This is a genomic window from Streptomyces sp. NBC_00299 (assembly GCF_036173045.1).
GTDB classification, from domain to species: domain Bacteria; phylum Actinomycetota; class Actinomycetes; order Streptomycetales; family Streptomycetaceae; genus Streptomyces; species Streptomyces machairae.
Window position 1 is genome coordinate 4743495 of record NZ_CP108039.1, and the last position, 12108, is coordinate 4755602.

Consider the following 12108-nt stretch of genomic DNA (forward strand, 5'->3'; position numbering starts at 1 on the left):
TCGTTCATCCAGTCTTCGCGGATCGGGGGGCCTGTTTCACGTGAAACTTTCCGTGAAACTCCCCCCAGCCTACCGGGGACCCCAAGATCGGCTCCCCACCATTTGGCGGCGCCCGCGGGCCCTTCCCGACCAGGTGCCCCGTACAGCTTCGGTGGCAGTGTGGGATCACCTCTTCTTAGAGTGGGGCAATGCGCACTGGTGAGCCCCTGCCCGCCGTGGGGGAGGTTCTCGCCGCCCTCGCGACCGGACTGTGGCACTGGAACACCGCCACGGGACTGGTCACGGTCGACGCGGAGGCGGCACGGCTGCTCGGGCTGCCCGCCGAACAGGCCACCCTCAGCCAGGCCCAGGTACGCGCCCGCCTGCACCCGGTCGACTGGAACGAGATCAGCGGGGTGATCCAGCTCTCCGTGGCCGAGGGCACGCTCGGTGAGGCGCGGGTGCGGATCATGGACGAGCGGGGCCGGGTGATCCGGCTCGGCCGCAGCCGCTTCCACGCGTCCTTCGACCGCGAGAAGAAGTCGTACGAGGTGACGGGCTCCCTCCAGGAGGTCACCGAACCGGTGCCGGGCACCTCGGCCGGGCGTACGGCGGTCACCGGCGACTGGCGGCGCTCCCGGGAGGCGTTCCTGCTGGACGCGGGCCGGGCGCTGGCCGAGGCACGGTCGACGGCGGAGGTGCTGCGGGTCGCGGCGGGCCTGTCGATGCCGGGCTTCTCACCGGACGGCCTCGCGGTGTTCGGCGTGACGGGCGATCGCCTGACGATCATCGGCCATCACGGCCACCAGCCCGGCGACGAGAGCCCCTTCACACACATGGCCCTGGAGACGGACTACCCGGCCGCCGAGGTCGTCCGCACCGGCCGTGCCGTCTATCTCTCCTCACCCGAGCGGTACAAGGACCGCTACCCGGTCACCTGGCCGCTGGCCGCGCACTTCAACCGGCAGTCCTGGGCGTTCCTGCCGCTGACCGTGGCGGGCCGCACGATGGGCGCCTGGATGGCTGCGTTCACCTATCCGGTCGCGTTCACGCCCGACGAGCGGTCCGTGCTGACGACGGTGGCCCGCATGCTCGCCCAGGCTCTCTCGCGCGCCGAGGCCGCCGAGTCCGCGCGGGAGCTGACGGACGGCCTCCAGCGCTCGATGCTCCCTCAGCTGGGCCCCGAGATACCGGGCATGAGCGTGGCGGCACGCTATGTCCCGACCGGCGGCGGGCTTCAGGTCGGCGGCGACTGGTACGACATGATCCCGCTGCCTGGGGGCACCTCCCGGACGAAGTCTGGGGGAGGCCGCTTCGCCCTCGTCATCGGTGACGTCCAGGGCCATGACGTACGGGCCGCGGGCCTGATGGGCCAGCTGCGGATCGCGCTGCGCGCCTACGCCTCCGAGGGCCATCGCCCCGACGCCGTCCTCTCCCGCGCCTCGCGCTTCCTGCACGGGATGACGTTCGGCTCGCTCGACGAGGACCCGACCGACCTGCGCTTCGCGACCTGCCTGTACGTCGAGGTCGACCCCGCGACCGGGCTGCTGGACATCGCCCGCGCCGGCCACCCGGACCCGGCGATCCGCATGATTGACGGCACGGTGCTCGCCCGCCCGACGGCCGGCGGCCTCCCGCTCGGCATCGACCCGGACGCCGACTATCCGACGACCAGGATCACCCTGGAACCCGGCGAGACCATGCTGATCTGCACGGACGGCCTGATCGAGACCGGCGGCCACGACCTGGAGACCGGCTGGAAGCGCATCCGCGCGATCCTTGAGGAGCACGACGGCGACCTGGAGGCACTCGCCGACGCCCTCGTCCAGGCCGTCCACGGCCCGTCCTCCCACCACACCACCGGCCCGCTCGCCGACCGGCGCGAGGACGACATAGCGCTACTGCTGCTGTGCCGGCAGGGGGAGGGGTGCGGCGGCGGTGACCCGGTGGCCGTGCGGCCGACGGTCCGGCGCACCATGCTGTCGGTGGCGCAGGCCGAGCCGGAGCGGGTCGCGGTGGCCCGCCAGCAGCTGCGGGAGCTGCTGCACGACTGGGCCTGCGACGACCAGGTCGACTCGGCTGTCCTGTTGCTCTCCGAGACGCTGACGAACGTCCTCGTGCACACCGACGCCGACGCCCTGCTGCTGGCCGAGGTGCGGGGCGAGCAGGGGGACCGCCGCATGCGCGTCGAGGTGACGGACACCAGCGACGACCTGCCGCACATGCGCCGCCCCGGGGAACTGGCGTCGTCCGGGCGGGGCCTGATGCTGATCGAGCTGCTGGCGCACGCCTGGGGCGTGGACCCGCGGGGCGAGGGCAAGAGCATCTGGTTCGAGTTCTACGAGTCCGAGGGGGCCGGAGGCGTGGGCGGGCCAGGGGGCGCGGACGGCTCCGAGGGCTCCGAGTCGCCGTAGCGCTCCCTGAGTTCGTGTACGACCGCGGTGGCGGCTGCGGTGAGCGGTACGGCGAGCAGCATGCCGAGGATGCCGGCCACGGAGGCCCCCGCGGTGATCGTCACCATGACGACGGCCGGGTGCATCTGGACGGTCCGGCTCTGGATCACCGGCGTCAGCACATGCCCCTCCAGCTGCTGCACGGCGAGCACGATGCCCGTCACCCACAGCGCGATGACGAAACCCCTGTCGGCCAACGCGACCAGCACGGCGACTGCTCCTGAGATGAAGGCGCCGAGATAGGGGATGTAGGCCCCGATGAAGACGAGCGCACCGAGCCCGACCGCACCCGGCACGTCGAGGATCAACAGTCCGACGGTGATGCAGACGGCATCGATGAAGGCGATGAAGGTGGTCCCCCGCATGAACCCCTCCACCGCCCGGAAGGCGCGCCTGGCCATGGCCTCCACGAGGTCCCCGCTGTTACGGGGCACCACGGACCGCACGGCATCGACGGCCCGGTCGGAGTCCCGCAGGAAGAAGAAGACGAGCAGCAGCGCGAGCACGGCGATGGCGATGGTCTCGCCCACGACACTGACCCCGCTGATGACCCCGGAGGCGGCCGTCCCGCCGAACTTGGTGAGCAGCTCCTTGGAGTTGGTGGCGACGTCATCCAGCGAGGTTCCGGCGGCCCCGAAGTGCTCGGCCAGGTCCTGGCCCGCCTGCTTGAGCGAGGCGACGATCTGGTCCCCGCTGTCGACGATCGCGGCGGCGACGATGTAGACGGTCCCGCCCACGACGGCCACCACGGCGACACAGGTGAGCGCGGCGGCCACCGACCGGTTCACCTTGGCCTTCACCAGCCGCCGGTGCAGCGGCCCGAGCAGCGCCGTCCCGAGCATGGCGAGGAGGACGGGCACCACGGCCGTACTGAACTCCACGGCCAGCCGGATCCCGACGTAGACGACCCCGGCGACCAGCAACACGACGACGCACCAGGCGGCGAGCCGCCGGACGGGATCGGGGAGCAGCGGGGTGGGGGCCTGCACGGTTCCAGCGGATCATGCACGGGGCGATGCTGTCGTGCGCGGGCGGACCGGGTGGGTGACGGGACGACGGAAGGCCCGCAGCCGCGCCAGGGGGCGCGAACGCGGGCCTTCTCGTGTCGGCGGGTCAGGCGTGTGGCGTGCGGATCAGGCGGGTCAGCCCTTGGACGGGCCGTCCGCGCTCATCCCGTGCACGGCCGGGATCGTGCCGAGCCGGCCCTTCTGGAAGTCGTCGAAGGCCTGCTGGAGTTCGTCACGGGTGTTCATGACGAACGGGCCGTAGTGGGCCATCGGCTCCCGGATCGGCTGTCCGCCGAGGAGGACGACCTCCAGGTCCGGGGTGTGGGAGTCCTGCTTCTCGTCGGCGCGGACGGTCAGGGAACCGCCGTCGCCGAAGACCGCCGTCTGGCCCAGCTGGATCGGGCGGCGCTCGGCACCCACGCTGCCTCGGCCCGCGAGGACGTACGCGAGGCCGTTGAAGTCCTCCCGCCACGGCAGGGTGATCTCCGCGCCCGGAGCCAGCGTCGCGTGGATCATCGTGATCGGGGTGTGGGTGGCACCGGGACCCTGGTGGCCGTCCAGCTCGCCCGCGATGACGCGCAGCAGCGCGCCGCCGTCGGGGGTGGTGAGCAGCTGGACGTTGCCGCCGCGGATGTCCTGGTAGCGCGGGGCCATCATCTTGTCCTTGGCCGGTAGGTTCACCCACAGCTGCAGGCCGTGGAAGAGGCCGCCGGACATGACGAGGGACTCCGGCGGGGCCTCGATGTGGAGGAGGCCGCTGCCTGCCGTCATCCACTGGGTGTCGCCGTTGGTGATGGTGCCACCGCCGCCGTTGCTGTCCTGGTGGTCGAAGATCCCGTCGATGATGTACGTGACGGTCTCGAAGCCGCGGTGCGGGTGCCAGGGGGTGCCCTTGGGCTCGCCCGGCGCGTACTCCACCTCGCCCATCTGGTCCATCATGATGAACGGGTCCAGGTGGCGGTAGTTGATCCCGGCGAACGCACGGCGCACCGGGAAGCCCTCACCCTCGAAACCGCTCGGCGCGGTCGTGACGGTCAGCACGGGACGGGCCACGGCGTCCGCGGGCGCGGCGACGCGCGGCAGCGTCAGCGGGTTCTCGACGGTCACTGCAGGCATGTCGGTACCTCCTTGTGCGTCCACTTTAGTTGAGCATTGAACTTCTTGCTACCCCTAACGGGAAGAACCCGGAGGGCATTCCCTCCGGGCATGGCCGAAGGCCGACACCCGGAGGGGGCGCCGGCCTTCATCACAAGGACCCGGTCTTGCGGGAGCGGCTCAGTGTGCCAGGAAGAGCGCGGACTTGGAGGTCAGACGACCGGTTCGAGCCGCTGGCCGGCCGCGAGGTCCGACTGGTCCGTCCCGGCCGTGCCGTCCGCGGCGTCCGGCTTCTGCCGGTCGTCCCGCATCACCAGCGTCGCCAGCAGCGCCGCCGCCAGGACACCGATCGCGCTGACCGTGAAGGTGGTGGACATCGAGGCGGTGAAGGCCTCGCGGGCCGCCGCGACCAGACCGGCGTCACCCCCGGCCACCGCCCCGGCGATCGAGTGCTGCGCCTCCTCCGGCACCCCCTCGGGCATCCGGTCCGCGAAGCCGCTCGACAGCAACGAGCCCAGGATCGCGATGCCGAGTGCGGTGCCGGCCTGCTGGATGGTGTCGTTCAGGGCCGAGCCGACGCCCGCCTTGTCCTCGGGGATGGTGCCCATCAGCGCGCCGACCGCGGCCGGCATCGCGAGGCCGGCGCCGAGGCCGAGCAGACCGAGCGCCACCGCCGGGACCGTGAAACCGGAGTCCGCCGAGACCGTGGCCATGAGGGCGAAGCAGGCCACCATCACCAGCATCCCCGCGAGGATCACCCACCGGTTGCCGTACTTCGCGGCGAGCTTGACGCCCACGCCGTTGCCGAGCAGCGCGGTGATCGCCAGCGGCAGGAAGGCGAGGCCCGCCTTGAGGGGCGAGTAGCCGAGCACGAACTGCAGGTACTGGGTGAGGACCAGCAGCAGACCGCCGTTGCCGATCTGCACGAGCGCCAGCGAGAGCGAACCGCCGCTGAAGTTGCGGTGCTTGAACAGGACCAGCGGGACCATCGGCGACTTGGTGACGTTCTCCCAGACCACGAAGCCGGCCAGGGAGGCGACCGCCACCACCAGGGTGACCGTGGAACGCCCGCCCAGCGCACCGTGCTGCGGGAGCTCGATGATCCACCAGACCAGGGCCGTCATCCCGACCGCCGACAGCACCGCACCCAGCGGGTCCGCCTTCTGCCAGGGCGCCCTGGATTCCGGCATCAGCGCCAGGGCGGCGACGATCGCGAGCGCCACGATCGGCACGTTGATGAAGAAGATCGACTGCCAGGAGAAGTGGTCGATCAGGACGCCGCCCAGCACCGGGCTGCCGACCAGGCCGAGCATGGACACCGAGCTCCAGGCCGCCATCGCCTTGCCGCGCTCCTCCTCGTCGAAGACGGTGATGAGGATCGACAGGGTGGACGGCATGATCAGGGCCCCGCCGACACCCATCGCGACGCGTGCGGCGATCACCTCGCCGGGGCTGGTGCACCAGGTCGCGGCCAGTGAGGCCGCCCCGAAGAGCAGGAGCCCGATCAGCATCACCTTCCGGCGTCCGAACCGGTCGCCCAGGCTGCCGGAGGTGAGCAGGAGGCCGGCGAAGACCAGGATGTAGGAGTCCAGGATCCACTGGGTGTCCTGGGCGCTCGCCCCGATGTCCCCGGTCATCACGGGCACCGCGACGGTCAGCGCCATGCTGTCGACGACCAGCACGAGCGTGCTCAGGCAGAGCACGATCAGGATCCACCACCGGCGTGGATCACGCGTTCCCTTGACGTCCATGACGTTCCCCTCCATGACGCTCTCCCCGGCTTCGTGAACACCGTTCCTTCGATGCGAACACTGTACGCACAGCGGAACAGTGTTCGCAACCATCGATTCCTGTACGCTCGATGCGAACGATGTACGCAGGGATGCGAAGGAGTGCCGATGGCCGCCAGGACGACGAAGCAGAGCCCCATCCCCTCCGTCTGGGCCCGCCCCCAGCGCGAGTCCGACCAGCCGGCGCTCAGCCGCGCCACGATCGTGCGCGAGGCGATCGCCATGCTGGACGCGGAGGGCGTCGAGGCGCTGAGCATGCGCAAGCTCGCGACCCGGCTGAACGCCGGAGCCGCCTCCCTCTACCGGCACGTCGCCACCAAGGACGAGCTGATGGAGCTGGCCGTCGACGAGGTCGCCGCCGAGATCCACGTACCGCCCGCGGACAGCCCCGACTGGCGCGCGGCGGCCGGCGAGGCCGCGGGTGCGTTCCGCTCGACGGCTCTGCGGCACCCGTGGCTGTCGTCGGTGCTCGGACAGGCGGGCCTCGCCTATCTCGGCCCGAACCTCATGGCGTTCTCCGAGCGGCTGGCGGCCCTGTTCACGGCCGCCGGATTCGCGAAGCCGTCCGGGGCGATCGACACGCTGCTGTCGTACGTGATCGGCATGAGCACCACGGAGGCCGCCTGGCTCACCACGGTCGCCCGCTCCGGTGAGTCCGAGGCCGATTTCATCGCCCGCCTGATGCCCGCCGCCCAACAGGCGGCCGCGGCCCACGAGCACCTCGCCGAGGGGTACGCGGAGGCCCTCACCGCGACCACGGACCCGGTGGCCCTGCGCGACGAGAAGTTCGCCTACGGCCTGGAAGTGGTCCTCGACGGCCTGGCGCTACGCCTCAACCGCTGAGGTCAGCCGTACATGCGCCGCATCGCGAACTCGACCATCTGCTCCACGGCCTTCGCGTCGAAGACCATGCGGTGTTCGCCCTCCATGTCGAGGACGCAGCCGTAGCCGGTCGGCAGCAGGTCGATCACCTCGGCGCCGGTGATGACGAAGTACTTGGACTCCTTGCCCGCGTACCGGCGCAGCTCCTTCAGCGAGGTGAACATCGGGATCACCGGCTGCTGGGTGTTGTGCAGGGCGAGGAAGCCCGGGTTGTCGCCGCGCGGGCAGTAGACCTTCGACGTCGCGAAGACCTGCTGGAAGTCCTCGGCGGACATCTGCCCGGTGGTGAAGGCCCGCACCGCGTCCGCGAGCGAGGGCGGTGACGGCTCGGGGTACAGGGGTGGCTGCTGGCCATAGCCGCCGACGCCGCCGGCCATGGGCTGCTGCGGCGAGGCGTACTGCTGCTGAGCGCCGACGTTCTGGTCGTAGCCGTACATGGACGCAAGCGTACCGAGAGCGGTGGGGAGAGCGGGCCGGTACCGGGGCCGCTTCGACGGCTCGGGCAAAACCGACAGCGAGTTGACAGCCGCCTTACTGCTTTCCGACAGCCGTCCCTCACTAGCGTCTGTCGTATCGGGAGTATCGGCAGGGGTGCCTGAACGGCACCGCACCAGCGAGGGGACAGCCATGGGCCGACACCACGCCGACGAGGTCCACGACGGCGGAGTCCACGAGCACGACAGAGGGCTCTCGTACGACCTTCCCGTCCTCGCCCGCCGGCGCATGATCCGGCTGATGGCGGGCGCGAGCCTGGTCCCGCTGGTGGGCTGCACCTCGCAGGACGGGACTCCGGCGTCGTCCTCGGCCTCCTCCGCCAAGGGCTCCGCGTCGTCGTCCGCGTCGTCCGCCGAGTGCGCGACCATCCCGGACGAGACCGCCGGGCCCTTCCCCGGCGACGGCTCGAACGGCGTGAACGTACTCAAGGAGAGCGGTGTCGTCCGCAGCGACATCACCAGCAGCTTCGGCGACTCCGCGGGCGGCACCGCCGAGGGCGTGCCCCTGACCGTCACTCTCACGGTGGTCGACGCCGCCTCCGGCTGCGGGACGCCGAAGAAGGGCGCCGCGGTCTACATCTGGCACTGCGACCGGGCGGGCGACTACTCGCTGTACTCCGAGGGCGTCACCGACGAGAACTGGCTGCGCGGCGTCCAGGAGGCCGACGGCTCGGGCCAGGTCACCTTCCGGAGCATCTTCCCCGGCTGTTACGCGGGCCGCTGGCCGCACATCCACTTCGAGGTCTACGGCAGCCTGGCGGACGCCACGGCGGCCACGTCCATCACCAGCACCTCGCAGCTCGCCTTCCCGAAGGACGTCTGCGACACGGTCTACGCCACGGACGGCTACGACGAGAGCGTGCGCAACCTCAGCAGCCTCTCCCTGGAGACGGACGGCATCTTCAGCGACGGTTACGGCCGGCAGCTGGCCGTGATGACGGGCAGCACGGCGGAGGGTTACACGGCGACACTGACGGTTCCGGTGTGACCTGTCACAGATTGCGGATCGGGGTTGCGTCTTATTACTGACGGGTAGCATCATCGTAGCTACTTGTTGGTACGTGAACTAGCGCGAGGAACCAAGTGCCTCGCCGACCCTCTACGGAGCCGTGACCATGGGGCACTACAAGTCGAACCTCCGCGACATCGAGTTCAACCTCTTCGAGGTACTCGGACGCGACAAGCTGTACGGCACGGGTCCGTTCGAGGAGATGGACGTCGAGACCGCGAAGAGCATCCTCGAGGAGCTGACCCGGCTCGCGGAGAACGAGCTGGCGGAGTCCTTCGCCGACGCCGACCGCAACCCGCCGGTCTTCGACCCCGAGACGAACACCGCGCCCGTCCCGGCGTCCTTCAAGAAGAGCTACAAGGCCTTCATGGACTCCGAGTACTGGCGTCTGGGCCTGCCCGAGGCCATCGGTGGCACCACCTCCCCGCGCTCCCTGATCTGGGCGTACGCGGAGCTGCTGCTCGGCTCGAACCCGGCCGTGTGGATGTACTCCTCCGGCCCGGCGTTCGCCGGCATCCTCTACGAGGAGGGCAACGAGGTCCAGAAGAAGATCGCCCAGATCGCCGTCGACAAGACCTGGGGCTCCACCATGGTCCTCACCGAGCCGGACGCCGGCTCGGACGTGGGCGCCGGCCGCGCCAAGGCGGTCCAGCAGGAGGACGGCTCCTGGCACATCGAGGGCGTGAAGCGTTTCATCACGTCCGGTGAGCACGACATGGAGGAGAACATCCTCCACTACGTCCTCGCCCGCCCCGAGGGCCACGGCCCCGGCACCAAGGGCCTGTCGCTCTTCCTCGTCCCGAAGTACCTGTTCGACTTCGAGACCGGCGAGCTGGGCGAGCGCAACGGCGTCTACGCCACGAACGTCGAGCACAAGATGGGTCTGAAGGCCTCCAACACCTGCGAGATGACCTTCGGCGACCAGCACCCCGCCAAGGGCTGGCTGATCGGCGACAAGCACGACGGCATCCGCCAGATGTTCCGCATCATCGAGTTCGCCCGCATGATGGTCGGCACGAAGGCGATCTCCACGCTGTCGACGGGCTACCTGAACGCGCTTGAGTACGCCAAGGAGCGCGTCCAGGGCCCGGACCTGGCGAACTTCATGGACAAGACCGCGCCCAAGGTCACCATCACTCACCACCCCGACGTCCGCCGCTCGCTGATGACGCAGAAGGCGTACGCGGAGGGCATGCGCGCGCTGGTGCTCTACACGGCGTCCATCCAGGACGAGATCCAGGTCAAGGAGGCCGCCGGCGAGGACGCCTCCACGCTGGAGGCCCTGAACGACCTGCTCCTGCCGATCGTGAAGGGCTACGGCTCCGAGAAGGGCTACGAGCAGCTCGCCCAGTCGCTGCAGACCTTCGGCGGCTCCGGGTTCCTCCAGGAGTACCCGATCGAGCAGTACATCCGCGACGCCAAGATCGACACCCTGTACGAGGGCACGACGGCGATCCAGGGCCAGGACTACTTCTTCCGGAAGATCGTCCGCAACCAGGGCGCCGCGCTGAACTCGCTCGCCGAGGACATCAAGAAGTTCCTGGCGCTCGGTGAGGGCGGCGAGGAGCTGGCCGGCGCCCGCGAGCACCTCGCGAAGGCCGCCGTCGAGCTGGAGGCGATCGTCGGTCTGATGCTGACCGACCTCGCGGCCACCGAGCAGGACGTCAAGAACATCTACAAGGTGGGCCTGAACACCACCCGCCTGCTGCTGGCCTCCGGTGACGTGGTCGTCGGCTACCTGCTGCTCAAGGGCGCCACGGTCGCCGCCGAGAAGCTGGAGACGGCCTCCGCCAAGGACAAGGCCTTCTACACCGGCAAGATCGCGGCGGCGAAGTTCTTCGCGGCCAACGTCCTGCCGGGCGTCACCGGCGCGCGCAAGCTCGCCGAGGGCGTCGAGCTGGACCTGATGGAACTGGACGAGGCCGCCTTCTAGTCGGCCCCCTTCCAGTCGGCGCAGGGGCGCCGCCACCGCCCCTTTCAAGCCACCTGTTCCAGTCACTCACGGACATTCCACATCGCCCTTACGAGGGCCCGCTCCCCTTCACCGGGAGCGGGCCCTCGTACGTCGTTAAGGTGAACCCATGAGCGAACCCCCCCGCTTCGACCGCGGCCACACCGACGACCTCATGTCCTTCCTGGCGGCGAGCCCGACGCCGTACCACGCCGTGGCGAACACCGCCGAACGGCTGGAAAAGGCCGGATTCAGGCAGGTCTCGGAGACGGACGCCTGGGACGGAACGAGCGGCGGCAAGTACGTGCTGCGTGGTGGCGCGATCGTGGCCTGGTACGTCCCCGAGGGCACGGCGCCCCACACGCCGTACCGGATCGTCGGCGCGCACACGGACTCCCCCAACCTGCGCGTGAAGCCGCTGCCCGACACCGGTGCACACGGCTGGCGGCAGGTGGCCGTGGAGATCTACGGCGGACCGCTCCTCAACTCCTGGCTCGACCGCGACCTGGGCATCGCGGGCCGGCTGACGCTGCGGGACGGTACGACACGGCTGGTGAACGTGGACCGGCCGCTGCTGCGCGTCCCCCAACTCGCCATCCACCTCGACCGTTCCGTGTCGGCGGAGGGGCTCAAGCTCGACAAGCAGCGGCATCTGCAGCCCATTTGGGGCCTCGGCAGCGATGTGCGCGACGGCGATCTGATCGCCTTCCTGGAGGAGACGGCCGGGCTCGCGGCGGGCGAGGTCGCCGGCTGGGACCTGATGGTGCACTCCGTGGAGCCGCCGGCCTACCTGGGCCGGGACAAGGAACTCGTCGCGGGCCCGCGCATGGACAACCTGCTCTCGGTCCACGCCGGAACTGCGGCGCTGGCCGCGGTGGCCGGCTCGGGCGCCGCACTGCCGTACATCCCGGTGCTGGCCGCCTTCGACCACGAGGAGAACGGCTCGCAGAGCGACACGGGTGCCGACGGGCCGCTGCTGGGCGGCGTCCTGGAGCGCTCGGTGTTCGCGCGCGGAGGGTCGTACGAGGACCGGGCGCGGGCCTTCGCCGGCACGGTCTGTCTGTCCTCCGACACGGGCCACGCGGTCCACCCCAACTACGCGGAGCGCCACGACCCGACGCACCACCCGCGCGTCAACGGCGGGCCGATCCTGAAGGTCAACGTCAACAACCGCTACGCGACCGACGGTTCGGGCCGGGCGGTGTGGGCGGCGGCCTGCGAGAAGGCCGACGTGCCCTTCCAGTCCTTCGTCTCCAACAACTCCATGCCCTGCGGCACGACGATCGGCCCGATCACCGCGGCCCGGCACGGCATCAAGACCGTCGACATCGGCGTGGCGATCCTCTCCATGCACAGCGCGCGGGAGTTGTGCGGCGCGGAAGACCCGTGGCTGCTGGCGAACTCGTTGGTGGCGTTCCTGGAGGGGTAGTTCCCGGGCGGTGGGGTAC

At 70.2% G+C, this 12108-nt stretch carries 9 protein-coding genes; 5 read left to right on the forward strand and 4 right to left on the reverse strand.

Features of this window, described 5'->3' with window-relative positions; translation table 11 throughout:
- The first annotated feature begins 188 nt into the window (after positions 1-188).
- Positions 189-2393 (forward strand): ATP-binding SpoIIE family protein phosphatase, encoded by a 2205-nt coding sequence (locus tag OHT51_RS20900; protein WP_328880452.1) that lies wholly within the window; start codon positions 189-191, stop codon positions 2391-2393.
- Here the strand turns inward: OHT51_RS20900 and OHT51_RS20905 are convergent.
- The 3 genes from OHT51_RS20905 to OHT51_RS20915 form a co-directional block, all read right to left on the reverse strand.
- Positions 2318-3421, reverse strand: coding sequence for an AI-2E family transporter (locus OHT51_RS20905; protein WP_328880453.1), 1104 nt, complete (start codon positions 3419-3421; stop codon positions 2318-2320). The genes OHT51_RS20900 and OHT51_RS20905 overlap by 76 nt on opposite strands.
- Positions 3422-3574: 153 nt before the next feature.
- Positions 3575-4555 (reverse strand): pirin family protein, encoded by a 981-nt coding sequence (locus tag OHT51_RS20910; protein ID WP_328880454.1) that lies wholly within the window; start codon positions 4553-4555, stop codon positions 3575-3577.
- Between the two features lie 191 nt (positions 4556-4746).
- Entirely contained in the window at positions 4747-6300 is a 1554-nt protein-coding gene (locus OHT51_RS20915; protein WP_328880455.1) for an MFS transporter, read from the reverse strand.
- A 132-nt stretch (positions 6301-6432) separates the two neighbouring features.
- Here OHT51_RS20915 and OHT51_RS20920 point away from each other — a divergent pair, with 132 nt between their 5' ends.
- Positions 6433-7167, forward strand: a complete 735-nt coding sequence (locus tag OHT51_RS20920) for a TetR/AcrR family transcriptional regulator (protein WP_328880456.1) — start codon at positions 6433-6435, stop codon at positions 7165-7167.
- A gap of 2 nt (positions 7168-7169) precedes the next feature.
- Here the strand turns inward: OHT51_RS20920 and OHT51_RS20925 are convergent, their stop codons facing one another.
- On the reverse strand, positions 7170-7643 hold the full coding sequence (locus tag OHT51_RS20925; protein ID WP_328880457.1) for an SseB family protein: 474 nt from the start codon (positions 7641-7643) through the stop codon (positions 7170-7172).
- 190 nt (positions 7644-7833) lie between these two features.
- Between OHT51_RS20925 and OHT51_RS20930 the strand changes: the two genes are divergently transcribed.
- The 3 genes from OHT51_RS20930 (at position 7834) to OHT51_RS20940 (ending at position 12089) form a co-directional block, all read left to right on the forward strand.
- On the forward strand, positions 7834-8688 hold the full coding sequence (locus OHT51_RS20930; RefSeq protein ID WP_328880458.1) for an intradiol ring-cleavage dioxygenase: 855 nt from the start codon (positions 7834-7836) through the stop codon (positions 8686-8688).
- Positions 8689-8815: 127 nt separating this feature from the next.
- The gene (locus OHT51_RS20935; RefSeq protein ID WP_328880459.1) at positions 8816-10642 is read left to right on the forward strand and encodes an acyl-CoA dehydrogenase; all 1827 of its coding nucleotides are present in this window, start codon (positions 8816-8818) and stop codon (positions 10640-10642) included.
- A 148-nt stretch (positions 10643-10790) separates the two neighbouring features.
- Positions 10791-12089, forward strand: coding sequence for a M18 family aminopeptidase (locus tag OHT51_RS20940; RefSeq protein ID WP_328880460.1), 1299 nt, complete (start codon positions 10791-10793; stop codon positions 12087-12089).
- The last annotated feature ends 19 nt before the right edge of the window (positions 12090-12108 follow it).